Below are 17052 nucleotides of genomic sequence, written 5' to 3' on the forward strand. Positions count from 1 at the left end.
ATTTTTTTAGCTGGACCAATAAGTGAAGTAGCTATATATTATACCTCCTAAAACATTAGTTTTCGTTAAAATACTTATGTTTTAGGAGATAATAAATAGTTCTATTTTCCGCCGTACAATTTATAAACTTCGGAACCAGCGCTTAAAAAGGCACCAGTACCATAAACTTCGCTTTTGTCGGCCCAAGCCTTTCCTGGTGCCGCACCAATGGGTTGAACATAACCCAACATACCTTCTGGCGTAACATGGCCAACCAAGGCATTCCATCCCCTTTGTACTGCTGGGGCAAATGTTGCCTTATCCAATATTCCCTGATTTATTCCCCAAGCCAAGCCATACACATTAAAGGAAGTACCACTTGTTTCTGGTGTAGGGTAAAAGCTTTGTCCCAAAAGACTCATAGCCCAATGTCCTTCCGGGGTTTGGATTTTGAGTAGTTTGTTTGCCATTTTTTTATAAATTTTAAGGAAGTATTTATACTCCTTACTTTGCGGACTTAGCTCGTTCATTATATTAACGAGCCCAGCAAATACCCAACCGTTACCTCTAGACCAAAATATTTTGGTGCCATTGTCTAGTTTTCCCATATAACTTTCGTCCCTGTAATAGAGATGTTCTTTTTTATCGAACAGGAAATCTGTAGTTGCCTTAAATTCTGTCATCATAAAGTCTAGATATTTTTTTTCCCCTGTTAAATTGTAAAGTTTAGCCCAAACGGGAGGCGACATAAAAAGGGCATCGCACCAATTCCAACGGCTCTGGTGATAGGGAGACCTCCAATGTAAGGAGGTTTGTGCCGGATGGTACATAATAAAATTGAATTGCTCCTTGGTTGGTTCTATCATGTCCTTATCCAAATATTTACGATACAGTTCAATATATAATTGACCTACGGTATGGTCATCGGCATGATATTTCCTACGGTGTAATTGCCATTCGTTTTTTTCTCCAATATCTTTCAGCCATTCGTAATATTTGTCATTTTCTGCCATGGCAGCCCATTTCACCATACCCACATATAAGGCGCCATTGGTCCAGTCCAATGGGTGGTGTGGCTTGTCATGACCACTGAACAAATCTTGATAATGTTCTACTTGCCAGTCGGCTACTTTTTCCATAACTTGAATAACTTCGGTCGACTTTATTTCCTGTGCTTGCGAGATGGTAGTTATAACAATTGCTAAAAACGTTTTTAAAAATTTTGATTTGTTCATTGGTGAAGTTATTTTTTTTATGGTTGATTATTCTTACGTTATAAGAAAGACAAGATAGTAAAAATTATGGAGCATTAAAGTTTGAAATTAAAGTCAATACTTACAACTAAATTCCATGGAAGTTTAATATCGTTATAGGGAAATGCATTGTGAAACCAAGAATTGGAATGAATTATGCTTTTAGTATGTTGAAGGCAATAATTAAAGGTTACTTTTTGACAGGGCGGTAAGAACCAGCATTGCTTTTTCCGAATCTTTTTTATCCACAAAAATGTGGTCGTGGTAATACCCGGCAATGACATTGCAGCTTATATTGTTTTTTGTCAAAGTGGTTGAAAATAGTGCAGTTAAACCAACTGCTTCCAGAGAGGAATGAACCATTAAGGTAATCCAAGATGCTACATACGCATAGGGTAGGTTTAATTCGTCTGCTTTATTTCTGGAAATTACAATGGTTGTCCCTTCCTTTTCCTTGAACTCACAAATCGTGTCCTTTCGGTCTATGGTGGTTATATCTTTAACAGAACAAAATACGTATTCGCCCTTGTTTAATTTAGGGGACATTCCATGTATTAATTTGGCTATATTGGTTTCTCCACTCATTAGATTCAGTTTTTAAGGTCCAATTAGATTTCCCAAAGGAGGGAACAGAGTTTGGCATCCCCTAGAACACATCAATTTACACAAACTGGAACAATAAGCCTTCTATAAAATCTGAGAATTTATCAAAATAATCTTCCTAGTATTGAATAAGCTGTAAAATGTAATTTTTGAATAATAGTTAACAGCCCAAAGGTTAAATATTTACGGGTTAGCAACAACCTGAATCATTACAACTTTTGTTTTCTTGAATAGATGGGCAAGAAACCGTTCCATAAGAGCAGTAAACACAACAATCTCCTTCCTTTGGTTTTAGCACCGTTTTACAATTGTCACATTCGTAAAAGAATTGACAAGCGTCCGTTGGCATATCCTCTACTTTTTTATGTCCACAATTTGGACATGTAATTTCTGATTTTAATATAGTTTCCATTCAATTTTATTATTAAAGCATATGTGGTATATCTGATGCCAATGTTGGGTAGGAGAATATCATCGTTCTAATGTCATTGACTTTCATCTTTGATTTTATGGCCATGGCAAAAAGATTTATAGTTTCTTCTGAATGCGGTCCAATTAGATGTGCTCCCAAGATTGTTTGAGTATCTTCGTCAATTATGATTTTATATGCGTATTTCTCTACATTTAAACGCCTCGCATTGAACCAACTTCCTACTTCTTTATAATTTACCCGAATATTGTAGTTCAGCTCTTTCGCTTGCGATTCGGTATATCCAACAGAAGCCATAGTAGGCAAAGTAAAAACTACTGTTGGCATTGGTGGATAGCTTATTTCTTTATGATTGCCTTTGATTATATTTGAGGCAACCGTATGGCCTTCCAAAACTGCAACTGGTGTTAAAGGCAGACCTTCTGAATCTGCCGCATCGCCCGCTGCATAAATATGTGGGTTTGAGGTACTTTGAAGGTATTTGTTCACTGTAATACCTTTTTTGGTAAAAGCGATTTTAGCTCTGTCCAAATTCAAATCAAATATTGCAGGGGGTCGTCCGGCAGAATTAAAAACAGCTTCAGTTTCAAAATATTCTGTTTTCTCTGCAGTTTTACCTTTAACTCGATATTGATCATTAACTTTCTCAATAGCCGTCACCTCTGTATTAAGAATGAGTTTTATACCTAATTCCTTTGTGGCAGAAATAAGGCGCTTTACTATATCTTGTTCAAAATTTTCCAAGGGGTTTTTTCCACGATGTACAATCGTCACTTCTGCTCCACATCGAGCCGCTATATGTGCAAACTCAAAAGCGATATATCCACCCCCGATAAATAATAAAGATTTCGGCAATTTTGCTAAATTCAAGAAATCGGTACTGGATTTGGCATAATGGCCTCCTTCAAATTCTAAAACCAGTGGCTTGGAACCCGAAGCGATTACCATTTTTTTAGCCTTTATCTTGTCTTTTCCAACTTCCAACATGTTTTCTGACACAAATTTTGCAGAACTATGAAAGGTATCAATTCCATTTTTTTTATATCCTTTTTCAATTTTTGGTGGCATTTCATCCACAAAAGATTGTTTAAAGGCCATTATATCTTTCCAATTGACTTTCGGTATGGTATCTATACCGATTCCTTTAAGTCTTTTAGCAAAATCTTGAACTTCAGTAGCACCTATAATAACTTTTTTTGGGTCGCAACCCCTCAATGCACAAGTTCCTCCGTATGGTAATTCATCCGTAATACCAACTGATAGACCTTTTGAGGCACATTTATTGGCTATAGTCATACCGGCCATTCCAGAACCAATAATGAAAACATCATATTCTTTCATACGAATCCATTTATTTTTTGGCGATTACTTTGTAACCCGTTGCATTAATTGCGCTTTCAATTTCTGTCTCACTGGTCTTAGTTCTGTCATATTCAATGACAGCATTTCCATTTTCGTAAGATGCTTTTGCGTTTACTATTCCATCCAGTTTATTTACTTCGTGGTCTACGTGGGATTCACAACTTGCACAGGTCATTCCGCTGATTTTAAATTCCGTTGTTTTAATATCCGATTTATCAACTACTATTATTTGCTTTGCGGTATTTGGGTAAAAAATGCCTGAATAATAAGGAAAAGCCAACATGACAATTGTAAAAACAGTTATAATTGCCAAAAAAGTTTTTGACTGAGTGAATTTTGGTTTCAGTTCCGTTTCACATTCGCAATCAACTTCCTTTTGGGTCTCGGAAGCTATTGGGACTAGTTTCTGATACCATGCAAAGGCAAGCACTAAAATGGTGATTCCAATCAAATACGGTCTAATTGGTTCTAACCAGGAGAATGCTGAGGCGATTCCGCTTGTTCCTGCCACTAGGGCCAAAACGGGGGTTATGCAGCATAAGGAAGCTGTAATCGCTGTTATTAGACCTGCACCGAATAATTTGCTAACTTTTTTCATACCATGTTTAAAATTTTGTTTTTATCGAGGATTTTAAAAAATGGATTTAGTAATTTTTCATATTCTGGCGTTAATGAATAAAAAATTATCGGTGCCTGGCGTTCGGTCTCAATCAGATTCCTGTCTTTCATTTTTCTTAAATGTTGGGATATAGCCGAAACATTCATACCAAGGATATCACTCAAATCACAGACACAGAGTCTTTTTTCTTCAGAGAGTAAATAAAGTATTTTGAGCCTTACGCTGTTTCCAACCATGGCAAGTCCGTTGGCCAAATAGTCGAACGAATCATTCAATTCCAAGACCAAGTCCTTACATCGAGTTATTTGTTCAACATCGGCCTGTTGTCTAATACATGAATTTTTTTCCATAAAACAAAAGTACACTATTTTCTTATTTAAGCAAATACTAAAATAATAAACATTTGATTTTGGAAAAATTTTAACTTTTTGCTAATTTTCGGTGTTACGTTAAACTGTCTACAGATCTAGATACTTAAAATGTACATTTACCGGTCGTATTTTTAATGTACCTAGGAACCCTAGACCTGAAAATATTGTTACCTAAATTTAACTTCACCCTGTAATATTGAAAGCTGCAGTGCTGATATCTCTCCATGAGAGGGAAATTAAAATCTACTTAGCAGAGCATTAAATAAAGTATTAGGATCCCACATTAATTTTATGTGCCCGTTGTTGTGCTGTTAAAGCCAACTCTGTGGCAAGGAAGCAGTGGTCTTGTAACATGGCGGTTTCTGTGCGGTGCACCACATCGTTTACAAGTTGTTCACCATAAGGCATATAAATATTGGAGCAGTTGTAATATTTTGTTTCCTGTTGGTTTACCAAGAACAAGTGATTACCACCTTCCCGACCAGCAATATCAATGTATTTTCTCATTTCTATATAGCCTTCAGTGCCTAAAATAAATGTCCGACCATCCCCCCATGTATCCAATCCATTTGGCGTAAACCAGTCGATTCGAATATAACCTGTTGCGTGTGGACTTCTAACACTCATATCCCCAAAATCCTGGTAGGTAGGATTATGTAAATTTTTAAAATTTCCAATTTGTGAATAATTGACTTCTGCTTGTTGGGAGTTGGTGTAAAAAAGAAATTGGTCGCATTGGTGTGAGCCTATATCACATAAGATTCCCCCTGCTTTTTGTGGGTCAAAAAACCATTCGGCACGCGTTTCTGGTCGCATTCTGTGCGGCCCTAGTCCAATGGTCTGCACCACCTTTCCTATAGCTCCTGCGCTGACCAGTTCTGCAGCTTTTACAGAGGCTGGATTGCCTAAACGTTCACTATACACTATCGAATATATTCGCTTCGTTTCTTGCTGTACTTTTTTTACTTCTTTAAACTGTTCCAATGTAAGAATACCTGGTTTATCCGTCATGAAGTCTTTTCCGGACTGCATAACACGAATTCCAAGGGGAGCCCTTTCTACGGGAATGGATGCGCTTGCAACCAACTGAATTGAACTGTCCTCAACAATCTCATTTTCATTTTTTACGACTTTAACATTTGGGTAGCGTTGGGTAAAGTCCTTTAAAAGTTCCGGCTCTTTGGCATATACCGCCACCATAATTCCCCCTCCATTGATTAGGGAATCAACCATACTATAAATATGTCCATGATTCAACCCTATCACAGAAAACTTAATAGTTTCCTTATTGCCAAAAGATTTGTTGGATGGTAATATAATTTCTTCTGGTCTAGTAGTGCTGTGTAAGTTGTTGCCAAACATATGGTCTGGTATCATAGCAGTGGCTGCCACACCTGCGGCAGAGGCAAATGATTGACTAATAAATTTTCGTCTATTGACTGGCATAGGAATGTCTTAAAGGTTTAAAGAATTGAAATATAGCAATAAATTTCAGGAAATCGGAGTGAACTCAGGAGGGATATCCATTGAGTTTTAAAATTGGCAGCCCTTATTTTATCAGATTTTTTATTATTTGCTGGTCCCCAAATTAAGAAATCTAAACAACATTAAATTCAGAGAAATTAGGGCTGAATTTAAGTGGCTATACTCATCCTATTTTTATGGATAAAGAAACATAGGTATTAAAACACAAGGTTGACTACCTTTATTTAAAAGGCTGGTCTTATATTAATTTGGGTACCGTAATTATTCCTTCCAATTTTGAAGTCGGTCTAAGTATAAATAGGATGCCACAAATTCCCTATGCTCAGCACTGGTCATTTTTTCTACTAAATTAAGTGCAGAAATATAACTTGCGAGATTGCCATTTGAAGAACTGAATTTTCCATCTTCTACAAAAGTCACCAAATTATCGTCTTGCACTTTTAAATTGGGATAATCCTTTTGAAGTTGCTCGCCTCCGCCGATCCAAGTAACAATTTTATGCCCATCGGCAATTCCCGATTCTCCAATTAATTGTGCTCCGGCACAATTACTTACGGTATATTTAGTTTCCTTATTTTTTTCCCTTATGAAATCCACAATTTTAGGGTTATGGACCTGGGCATACATATCATAGGCACTTGGAACGAATAATGCTTCCAATTTTGGACAATTCCCAAACGTATAATCCGGAATAAATTTCATTCCTTCTTCCGTTGTAATCGGGTTATCGGTTTCGGCAATGGTAATTACGTTAAAAAGCTGTTTCCCATCCTCGCTAGGTTTGGCAAAGACATCTGATGTGGCTATAACTTCACTTTGTAGCACCCCATTATACATTATAAGCCCTATAGTTGGCAATTCTGAATTGAAGGGTTTTAGGTGTTTGGATAAAGTATCGGATTTAATTTCGTTAAGACCAACCTTTTGTATTTCGGTATTGACTTTTGATTTTTCGGAATTGCAAGTGCTTACTATTGCGGAGAAAAGTAGTATTGATAAAATCCCAATTTTATTCATTTTTCATTTTTTTATAAATGCCAAGTCGTGTGGTGTTTTCAAAAAGAGAAAACCGGCAGCACCAAAGCTGATGTAAAGGTAATTGATCGAGTTCAATTCACCTCGTTTGGCGCTAGGCTTTCTACTTATAAATACCGAAGAAATCAGACGCGTAGCGAACACCTAAATCCTCTTGCGGCATAATAGGAATCGGCGCCATTGTGATAAACAAAAACATGGTCGTATCTAAAATCGGCAAAAAGAGCCCCGCCTAGTTTTCTAATAGGGGATGGGGTCTCAATCCAACTAGAGGTCTTTGTATCAAATTTTCCGAGATCTTGTAATTTTCTATATTCCTCCTCCGTTAATAAATTGGCACCCATGGCAGTGGCCACCTCACAAGCATTGTGTTTGGGTTTGAATTTTTTTCTGGATTCCTGTGCTTCCAGGTCATAACAGGCACTTCTTCGAGCTGTTGGACTTTCCGCCGAACAATCAAAAAAGAGGTATTCTCCTTTTTCAGGATCAAAAGAAACTACATCCGGTTCACCTCCTGATTTCTCCATCTCATTAAGGGACCAAAGTTTGGCAGGATTGTCTTTTAGTCTATATTCTATAGTGTTCCATTCAAAGTCTTTATGACGATTCATATTTTGGTTAAATCTGGCTTTTATAATCTCTAGAATAGTGGCATTGTCTTTTTCTGATAATTTCATTGTGCTAATAATTTGGTAAATATTTTAAAACCTTCCGTAATTGGGGAGTGTACACAGAAAACTCATTTTGGATAAAATAGAAGGATATGTATTCAAATTAGGAAATTTAATACATGGTTCTCGGTGTCTCAATTACGTTGCATATCCAATTCCTTCTTCTTTTGTTTTGCTAGATGCAACATTAAATCTAAATATTCTCTATTATAATATTGTCCGTTATTAATTACGGCATAAATATCTTGTGTGGATTTAATATCTAATAAAGGATTGCTGTTTAGGATTAGCATATCTGCCTGTTTATTTATGTCTATTGTGGCCATTGTACTTAGGGTTCCCATTAATTCAGCGCCGTTAATAGTTGCGCTCTGTAAAATTTGTATAGGTGTTAGTCCAGCCTTCTCAAATAATTCCATTTCTTGGTGTAGCGCTAAAGCTGGGTAAACAAAAGTATTTAAGGCGGCTGCGTCGCTGCCGGCAAGAATTTTAATTCCAGCTTCTTGCAGGTATGGTAGTTGTTGGGCTATCAAATTATAATGGTCTTTACGACTTTGTTTCTGCTCTGGAGTGTCAGTTTTCATTCTATCTATTCTCCATTGATAATTTGAAGTAAAACGATTTGTTAAATAGTCTAAAAAATCATCTTTGGAATGGTTGTCCTCATCCAAATAGGCTAGTTGTTTTCCACCGATTAAGGTTGGTGTTATGGCAATATTGCTCCTGCCCAAGTTTTTATAGGCAAGGATGGCGGTATCCTGATTAAAATGGGAATTATAATATGCATTGGCCTCGCCCTTGGTTATTTCCTTAGATCTAAGTTGTTCCACTGTTTTTGTTTCATCACTCCCCAAACGCAATATATAGCTGGCATGTTCAATACTTGAAAATCCGGCCTCAACCAATTCCCCTATAGTTAAGTCCAAGGGCACATGACCGGAAACCTTATATCCCCTTTTTTTAGACTCCTGAACACTTTTGAGAAATAAGGGACCTGCCAAAGTGTTTTCAGTAATCTTCACCAAATCCACATTATAGGCGTCAAGTTTATCCAACATTTGCTCTAATTCTACTTCGTTTGCTATTTCCAGATCCCCCTTCCATATAGAGTTTATGCCTTCTAGTTTTCTCCCAGCTGTAAATATTTGGGGCCCTAATAATTTATTTTGTGCTATATCTTCTCTCCAACTTAGGACCTGTTCTCCCAGGTCACTTGCCATATCCCTGACTGTGGTAATACCATAGGCAATAAAAACAGGAAACAATGCTAAATTATCCTCCACAAGATCTTGTCCCTCAATATGGATATGCATATCCCATAATCCGGGAATGATAAACTTATCCTGAACATCGATTGCGTTTTTGGGATTTACCAATGTTTTTAAGGTAGCGTAATCTCCCAATAATTTAATCATTCCACTATCAATAAGAATGGCCTTATTTTCTAAAATATTACCATTATTCACATTTATAATGTTCGCATTATGAATCAGAATGGCATGGTCAGAGATATTATGTTTGGTTTTCTGGGAGTTAATACATGAAGTAAATAACAATAACATGTATACAAGATTCAAAGAAGCAATTCTAATCATAAGAAGAGTCTTTAGTTTAACATATATAAACATTAGTTAAAAAGCTTAAATGCCCAAACTATATTTTGGATAAAATTAAATGATTATTCACATTGTAATTTCAGGAATGTTATTATTTAGAAATCAATAGGCATTTTTGTTTTAAGAATTAGTTGCCAATTGGCACCCAATGTAACTTTCCCATTATTTCATAGAGTGCACACCGATCATATTACCTTCAGTATCTGTTGCGAGAACCATAAAGCCATAATCCCCCAAAGATGTTTTAGCTTTAAAAATGCTTCCACCTGCACTTGCTATCATCGATTCTTCAAGACTGCAATCTTCACTCATAAAATAAACAACAGTACTATTGTTACCGGCTTTAAAACCCTCTATTTTCACCAATGCCCCTGAAGCACTGTTTATGGCTTCCATGTTACTCGGGAAAAACAACATTTTCATACTGGCATCAGCGGTATCTGGCATTGGCATTTCACTCAATTCAAGTTGAAATACTGTTTCGTAAAATTTTTTAGCTCTTTTTAGGTCGTCAACATAAATTTCGAACCAAACTACGGGATTTCCATTTTTCATGATATGATATTTAATAGTTAATTGATAATCAATAAAATAGCCTCCAAAATTCAGTATGTTTGTCAGGGGAATGTATTGCCCTTTTCTGACTGAGTACTAGGATTCTTAGCACTTCAAAATGCTTACCCCTAGGAAACATCGGGAGTACATTTGAATTTTTAAAAAAATATGGATAAAAAATTACGAATAATTATCCGAATATACCAATGCTTTTAATCATGGTTTTGTAAAATGATTAGGTGTTGCTGTTCTTTAATCATGCTTACTCAACCAATCTAAGGTATAGTTCCACAATTCCTTGTTCTTGGAACTGAAAAAACCCATATGTCCCAATCGTTTTGAGCTTAATTCCTTGGGGTCGATAGAAATAATTTCTGCTTTCGATTTGGAATAGACTAGGGACATGTCCCTTACATTTACCCAATTCGCTATTCCGTCGTCTTTTGCATACAGCCATAGTGAAGGGAGATCTAAATCGTCATAAAGGTGTTCTTGGATAGCCTTTCCAAAATCGGTGGCGGCATACCCTTTTCCGTTGCACCATCTGGACCATTGTTGTGCTACCAATTTTGGTAGCGGTTCTCCCATACCTACCCATTGTGAGTTTGTTAACCCGAAAAAAAGATTGCTAAAGGGGATGAATGTATTGAGGTAAAAGAAGGCGAATAGTTTAAAAGGATAGTTCATATTTTTTAGACTGCCCGACGATGCTGCAAAATTGAACATCGATTTAATTTCCGAGGCATTGTCCATTAAGCCCACCAATTGCCCTCCAGCACTATGCCCAATTAGATGGTAAGATTGGTTGGGAAAAGATTCTTTTAATTTTTCCAATACAGCAGTCATATCCAGCCTGCCCCAATTGATCAAGGAAGCATTTATTTGGTTTATGGACCCCTTTTTTGAGTCGCCAACACCTCTATTGTCGAAGCATATTACTCCATAACCATTCTCTGCCAAATAGGTGGCCAAGGAGTTATAAAATCTCCTTTTTATGCCAGTGGCGGGGGCAATCATAATGGCCCCTTTAATAGATTTTGGTTCATAAATTGTCCCTGCTAGTTCAAAGCCATCCTTACATTCGATTGCAATATCCTTTTTGTTCACTGTTCTGTTAATTTTTTAAACTTATAAAGTATAGATTGTGAATTACAATGGTTATAAGCGTATTTCAAATTTTGTAATGGTATAGTTCCCAATGTGGATTCAAGATTACAGCAGGGATTAGTTATAATAAATAGGGTTCAATAAAACCAGAACACCTACATATAATTGATTTCCCTAATAATTTGGGATTTATAACTTCCAATTCTCCTTGTCTATCCGAAATATATTAAAGGATTTTATTTTCTTTTCAAAAGACATTCCATTTCTCAAAGCCACTTTTTCAGAGCTTAGGTTATCTATGTGAATCATGGAGATCAATGAATCTGAAAAATGGTTCTCAAAAGCATAATTTTTACACTTTGTTGCCGCTTCAATTGCAAATCCATTCTTCCAAAACTCAGGAAGGATAGAGTAACCTACTTCCAATCTCTCCATATTTTCTATGGTTTGAACTAGGAGCCCACATTGCCCCACAAGGCGGTTTGTTTTTTTATCGATCAGAACATTCATTCCTCCCAGATCATTTTCATATCTATGAAATGCTTTGTCGAACCAAATCTGGCATAATTCCGATTGCGATAGTTTTGGGTCTAGGTCTAAATATTCAGCAATTTTATATGCTTTGAACAAATCCACCCAAGAATCGAAGTCTTCAGCTTTCAACAGTCTAAATTTTAGCCTTTTGGTTTCCTGTCCTGTGAGTAGGTATTTCATTTGTTAGCTAGTGAACCACAAAGATATAAGATCATTGGATATATGCCTTTTATTGGCTTAGTACAGTGAATCCGAATTATTTTGCCGTTATCCTACTATTGCGCAAGGCCTTGTAAAAGTTTCATAATGGAAGGCTAGGGCAGAGCTATATTATAAAAAAAAGGGTTCAAAGATGGAGGAATGTAGATTATTAAAGGAGTCATTGCTACTGTGGATAAGGTCACCAAAACACAGTTTTATATATTGTTTTTTCATGCAATTAAAATTCAGATAATTGTTATTTACAAACCAAAAGAGAAATGAAATTGAAATCGCTAATTGTTGACGAAAATTTCTCAAAAGATATTTCCTTATATTTAATGACAGATCTGGTGAATAATAATATTCAGTGAATATCAAAACACTTTAATACTTTAGTTAATGATTATGAACTACTTTAAAAAGTCAATGAAATCAATAGCCGTTATTTCCCTTCTTGGCTTAAGTTTTCTATTTAGTTGCAACTCCGTAAAAATCAAAGAAAATTCTCAAAAGCAGTTTACTGCCGCTCCTGATTTATTTAATCGTAGGGCAATGGTAGGACCTCAGGAGAATGGTAGCCATGTGGTTGCTACTTCACAAATTATAAATCCAGCTGGTAATACGGTAGTTTTTCCTGGAAGGCCAACAGATCTTGCTTTAAATAATGTAGAAACTATTGTCGCTGTAAAGAATAAGAGTGATGTGACATTCTTGGATGTAAAAAGTCAAACAATTATACAAACCTTAGAATTGCCCAAGGGTGGTAATACATTTGCAGGCATTCAATGGGCGTCAAATGATTCTATTGTTTGGACTACCGATACCGAAGGTATTTTAAGGTCGGCCGTATTGGGTGAAAATGGATTTAAATGGCATAATGAAATAGTATTAAAAGGCCCTGAAAAGGAAGACAACAATAGGTCTTATCCAGGTGGTTTTGTTATTGATGAAACCCAAGATTTGATCTACGTAACCCTTAGCCGTAATAATAGTCTTGGAGTTGTTAACACAAAAACGATGGAGTTGGAAACGCAGATTCCCGTTGGAATTGCTCCTTTTACTGTAATTATAAAAGATACCAAGGCTTATGTAACCAATTGGGGAGGGCGCATTCCAAACTCGGATGACATTACGGGCTTAACCTCTGGTTCAGAAGCTGTTATTGATCCTAAAACGGGGATTGGTTCTTCAGGAACCATTTCAGTCGTTGATTTAAAAAGTAGAGTAGTATTGAAGGAAATCGAAGTTGGATTGTTGCCATGTAATATGGTATTGTCAAAAGACGCTTCTAAGTTATATGTTGCCAATGCTAACAGTGATATCATATCTGTAATTGACACCAAACAGGATGTAGTATTAAAATCCATAGAAACAAAGCCCACTGCAGAACTACCTTTTGGGAGTGCACCCAATGCTCTTGTTCTAGATCCAACAGGAAAATTATTATATGTAGCAAATGGAGCTAATAATTTATTAGCCGTAATAGACCTTGAAACTGATAAAGTAACTGGATTAATTCCAACCGGATGGTATCCTGGGGCTGTTGTAATGAATAAAGCCGGATCAGAGTTGATAGTGGCCAATGTAAAAGGCACTGGTGGTAGATGGGAAGAGCGATCTAAGATTCCTAAGGGCGGTTTCAACTCACATGATCATATGGGATCTGTAACCTTTATACCAGTTCCAGGAGCGGTGGAGTTAAATAGGTATTCATTACAGGCAGCTTCAAATATGAGACTTCCAAAAATAATTAATGAATTGAATGTTGAAGGTGTTGAAGAAAAAGTGGTGCCTTTGCCCACCCGTCCGGGTGAGAAGTCTGTATTTAAACATGTACTTTATATTATTAAAGAAAACCGAACATATGACCAGGTATATGGCGATCTTCCACAAGGCAATGGTGATGCCAATTTATGTCAATTTGGAAGGGAAGTTACTCCCAACCACCATGCCCTTGCAGAGAAATATGTTTTGCTAGATAACACTTATTGCAATGGAGTGCTTAGTGCCGATGGACATATGTGGGCTATGGAAGGTTTTGTTACCGATTATCTTGAAAAAAGTTTCGGAGGTTTTGTAAGAAGCTACCCCTATGATGGGGATGATGTCTTGGCATATTCTTCGGGCGGTTTTATATGGGATAAAGTTTTGGATGCAGGACTTTCTTTTCGCAACTATGGCGAATTTGTTGCCGCGGAAATTGAACCAAATGATGCAACTTGGACAGAGCTTTACAACCAATTTAAAGCAGGCACCAATGAAATAAAGATTAGAGCAACTACAGAGGTCAAGTCTCTGGAACCCTATCTTTGTCCTACCTATGTTGGATTTCCAGGAAAAGTACAGGACGTTTATCGTGCAGCTGAGTTTATAAAAGAATTAAAGGAATTTGAAAAGAATGATAACTTTCCGAATTTTACAGTGATGCTATTACCAAATGATCATACAGTAGGTACCAGGGCTGGATATCCTACACCCAGAGCAGCTGTTGCAGATAATGATTTGGCATTAGGGCAAATAGTAGAAGCGGTAAGTAATAGTAAATTCTGGGCAGAAACGGCCATTTTTGTAATTCAGGACGATACTCAGGCGGGTTTAGATCATGTAGATGGACGCAGAACGGGCGCCTTGTGCATAAGTCCTTATACCAAAAGGGGAGAGGTAATAAGCACACACTACAATCAGAATAGTTTTCTCCGTACCATGGAATTGATTTTAGGCTTATCGCCAATGACACAGTTCGATTTATTAGCGGAACCATTGGTTGATTGTTTTACTAATGAGCCAGATTTTTCGCCTTATAAAGTGATACCAAATAATATTAAATTAGATGAGATGAACCCATCCTTGTCTTCGATTTCTAATGAGAAACAATTGTATTATGCACAAAAATCTATGGAAATGCCCCTTGATGATATCGATAGGGCAGATGAAAACATTTTTAATCGTATAATTTGGCATTCCATAAAGGGCTATGATGTAGCGTATCCAATTTTGGCCAATAATAAGGATAAATAGAAAAATTAGAGAGGTTGTTTCGTTCCCTTAGCAAGTTTTGTAGTACGTTACATTAGGAGTTAAATCATCAGATAATAGTTGAATCCAACCCGTGAAGGTTTTGAGTTTTATTTCCTCAAAATTACCCTTACTTGAACAAGGGTGATCAGTATATTTCGTTACAACAACCTTACACCATAAACCTTTAACTTCATGGGTTAGTTTTATTTCCAATAAATCGCCTTTCAAAACTAAAATTAGTTCTGAATTTTCTGTAGGAGATTTTCTTAAATCGAGCCCGGGTTCTTTTGCATAGTACCCAATTACCTCTGGACTTTTCATAATGAGATATTGCATCCAATTAACAATTTGCAATCCTTTATCTTCCAACTCTGCTACTTTAATCCAGTAGCCATTATGTAATTGGACAAAATTTGAAAGCTGATCTATATACAGCAGTGCTGTATTATCATCGCCTGTAGTTTTTATATTTGGATCTGCTATAGGGTTTAATTGGCCTTGCACTTTGATAAATATTTCATGTGGTTTATTTTGATGATCCTTGCTGGCGACTTGCACAATTTCACCTTGTACTTTACCATTGGGTTTGTTATAAATCTGGATACCAGATTCAGGAACATAGGCACTACAAAAATTTGACGAATTAACTTCTTTGGGCACAATTAGTCCCTTGGTAATTTGGGCATAGAAAGTTTGACATAAAGTAAAAACAGCAAAACAAAAAAACTTTAATTTCATAGGTTTACTAGTTGAATCTGAATAAAGGAATAGTCCATTAGCTCAGTACTTAAATAAAAATGTTGTGCAGCTTGTATTAAAAAAGACTGATTCAAAAGTATTATTTTTTAAGTGAAATATTGCACATCTCTGAGAAAGACATTTCACTAAAAATATAATAGAAGCATACAGCTTACGCTTTTATAGAGCCGATGTTCTGGATATAACTCCTAGTTTCTCTGGGTAGGTATTAATCACCTCTTTTTTAAAAATATTTTTTTTGTAACTTTCTGTACACTAAATACATACAGCTATGAAAATTAAAAAAGAAAGCATTCCAATTACTATGCAAGCACCAGATACTACAATGCGAGCTCAACCCGATTTTGGAGGAATGACCGTTTGTTTTAATGAATTGCCAAAAGGCACCGATTTTACGCCACTCTTACAAGGTTTAAATAATGACAGTTGTCATTGTCCTCATTGGGGATATATAGTAGAAGGTGCTATGGTGGTCATTTATGATGATGGAAAAGAAGAATTACTTGAAAAGGGGGATGTCTTTTATTTGCCATCCGGTCATACAGCAATAGTTAAAGAAGATGTTAAAATGATTGATTTTAATCCAACAAAAGAATTCAATGAGGTAATTACCCATGTTGGGAAAAAAATGGCGGAATTAGGAGGGTAAATTTTATTCAATGTACATTCAAAAGTGGTGTTATAAGTTTAGTAAGCTGATCTAAGAAACGATTATATTCGCTTAATAGCATTTATTGGAAAAGAAATTCCAAATGCAGCTGCTCCTGAGAACTGTCTCACCTCTGGGTGAAAATAATATGTAAAAGCAATGTCAAAATTGTGATTTGGTCCCAATTCCAAACCTAGGGAGAAAGGAATGTGAAAAAGCAATCCTCTTTTATCAATATCAGTATATGGAGTTAAGGTTCTAAAAGAGCCTATTGATGCACCAATTCCGCCTTCCAAATAAGGTGCAACCCAAGGGATAGGTGCAGTAATTCTTGCTTTCCCTCCAATCAAAAAAGCTTTGGAAGTAGCTTTAGAGGGAGTTGGATTGTTATTTAAGTCTTTACCGTTGGATTTTGTCAAAATTAGTCCGGCATACGGTCTCATGTCAAACCACTTGGAAAGAGCAAGTACATATTCGCCCTGTAGATAAAATCCAGTACTAACGACATCTATATCATCGTATGCTGCACTCAACCCGTAACCTATGGACAAGGCAATGGACTCCTCTTTAATTAATTGGGCATTGACCCGGGCAGAAGCCAATATTGCTAAAATGATTATCGTTTTTTTCATAATGGGTTTTAACAATCGTATCTGATTGTTGATTGTATATTTTAATCTAAGATAGCAAATGGGAAGTAAATTTAGATACAATATTTTAGGAGTAAATAGTCAATAGGAAAGAATCTTTATTGTGGGGATTTTTATCTAAATGGACAGGTGGTTTTATGGTTGCCCTTGAGGTA

General features: G+C 36.4%; 17 protein-coding genes. 2 read left to right on the forward strand and 15 right to left on the reverse strand.

Annotation, left to right across the window (positions count from 1 at the left end; genetic code table 11):
- Positions 1 to 101: 101 nt before the first annotated feature.
- From CWD90_RS10320 to CWD90_RS10380, 13 genes are all read right to left on the reverse strand, one after another.
- Entirely contained in the window at positions 102 to 1214 is a 1113-nt protein-coding gene (locus tag CWD90_RS10320; RefSeq protein ID WP_103475897.1) for a glycoside hydrolase family 88/105 protein, read from the reverse strand.
- A 201-nt stretch (positions 1215 to 1415) separates the two neighbouring features.
- Complete coding sequence (locus tag CWD90_RS10325; protein WP_103475899.1) at positions 1416 to 1817, reverse strand: ACT domain-containing protein; 402 nt, start codon at positions 1815 to 1817, stop codon at positions 1416 to 1418.
- A gap of 208 nt (positions 1818 to 2025) precedes the next feature.
- Positions 2026 to 2247: a GDCCVxC domain-containing (seleno)protein gene (locus CWD90_RS23455; RefSeq protein ID WP_103475900.1), complete on the reverse strand. Its 222-nt coding sequence runs from the start codon at positions 2245 to 2247 to the stop codon at positions 2026 to 2028.
- Positions 2248 to 2259: 12 nt separating this feature from the next.
- Positions 2260 to 3606, reverse strand: coding sequence for a dihydrolipoyl dehydrogenase family protein (locus CWD90_RS10335; protein WP_103475903.1), 1347 nt, complete (start codon positions 3604 to 3606; stop codon positions 2260 to 2262).
- A gap of 10 nt (positions 3607 to 3616) precedes the next feature.
- Positions 3617 to 4225 carry a mercuric transport protein MerTP gene (gene merTP, locus CWD90_RS10340; protein WP_103475906.1) on the reverse strand — a complete coding sequence of 203 codons (609 nt, stop codon included), beginning with the start codon at positions 4223 to 4225 and terminating at the stop codon, positions 3617 to 3619.
- Entirely contained in the window at positions 4222 to 4596 is a 375-nt protein-coding gene (locus CWD90_RS10345) for an ArsR/SmtB family transcription factor (RefSeq protein ID WP_103475907.1), read from the reverse strand. The genes merTP and CWD90_RS10345 overlap by 4 nt, the downstream gene beginning before the upstream one ends.
- Positions 4597 to 4887: 291 nt before the next feature.
- Positions 4888 to 6063: a Gfo/Idh/MocA family protein gene (locus CWD90_RS10350; RefSeq protein WP_103475910.1), complete on the reverse strand. Its 1176-nt coding sequence runs from the start codon at positions 6061 to 6063 to the stop codon at positions 4888 to 4890.
- A gap of 300 nt (positions 6064 to 6363) precedes the next feature.
- Positions 6364 to 7119, reverse strand: coding sequence for a DJ-1/PfpI family protein (locus CWD90_RS10355; RefSeq protein WP_103475912.1), 756 nt, complete (start codon positions 7117 to 7119; stop codon positions 6364 to 6366).
- Positions 7120 to 7262: 143 nt separating this feature from the next.
- Complete coding sequence (locus CWD90_RS10360; protein ID WP_103475915.1) at positions 7263 to 7814, reverse strand: DUF4256 domain-containing protein; 552 nt, start codon at positions 7812 to 7814, stop codon at positions 7263 to 7265.
- Between the two features lie 128 nt (positions 7815 to 7942).
- A complete protein-coding gene (locus CWD90_RS10365; protein WP_157941195.1) occupies positions 7943 to 9403 on the reverse strand; it encodes an amidohydrolase family protein in 1461 nt (486 codons plus the stop codon).
- 183 nt (positions 9404 to 9586) lie between these two features.
- Positions 9587 to 9979, reverse strand: a complete 393-nt coding sequence (locus CWD90_RS10370) for a VOC family protein (protein WP_103475921.1) — start codon at positions 9977 to 9979, stop codon at positions 9587 to 9589.
- Between the two features lie 252 nt (positions 9980 to 10231).
- Complete coding sequence (locus tag CWD90_RS10375) at positions 10232 to 11086, reverse strand: alpha/beta hydrolase family protein (protein ID WP_205161230.1); 855 nt, start codon at positions 11084 to 11086, stop codon at positions 10232 to 10234.
- Positions 11087 to 11275: 189 nt separating this feature from the next.
- Positions 11276 to 11800, reverse strand: coding sequence for a GNAT family N-acetyltransferase (locus CWD90_RS10380; RefSeq protein WP_103475924.1), 525 nt, complete (start codon positions 11798 to 11800; stop codon positions 11276 to 11278).
- Positions 11801 to 12247: 447 nt separating this feature from the next.
- Between CWD90_RS10380 and CWD90_RS10385 the strand changes: the two genes are divergently transcribed.
- Entirely contained in the window at positions 12248 to 14839 is a 2592-nt protein-coding gene (locus CWD90_RS10385) for an alkaline phosphatase family protein (RefSeq protein ID WP_192878012.1), read from the forward strand.
- A 27-nt stretch (positions 14840 to 14866) separates the two neighbouring features.
- Here CWD90_RS10385 and CWD90_RS10390 read toward each other — a convergent pair whose 3' ends face one another.
- On the reverse strand, positions 14867 to 15577 hold the full coding sequence (locus tag CWD90_RS10390) for a hypothetical protein (protein WP_103475930.1): 711 nt from the start codon (positions 15575 to 15577) through the stop codon (positions 14867 to 14869).
- A gap of 292 nt (positions 15578 to 15869) precedes the next feature.
- On the opposite strand from CWD90_RS10390, the gene CWD90_RS10395 reads away from it, so the two are divergent.
- The gene (locus tag CWD90_RS10395; protein WP_103475932.1) at positions 15870 to 16247 is read left to right on the forward strand and encodes a cupin domain-containing protein; all 378 of its coding nucleotides are present in this window, start codon (positions 15870 to 15872) and stop codon (positions 16245 to 16247) included.
- A gap of 62 nt (positions 16248 to 16309) precedes the next feature.
- On the opposite strand, the gene CWD90_RS10400 is transcribed toward CWD90_RS10395, so the two are convergent.
- Positions 16310 to 16879 (reverse strand): hypothetical protein, encoded by a 570-nt coding sequence (locus tag CWD90_RS10400; RefSeq protein ID WP_103475934.1) that lies wholly within the window; start codon positions 16877 to 16879, stop codon positions 16310 to 16312.
- Between the last annotated feature and the right edge of the window lie 173 nt (positions 16880 to 17052).

This window comes from Arenibacter catalasegens (assembly GCF_002909235.1).
GTDB lineage: Bacteria > Bacteroidota > Bacteroidia > Flavobacteriales > Flavobacteriaceae > Arenibacter > Arenibacter catalasegens.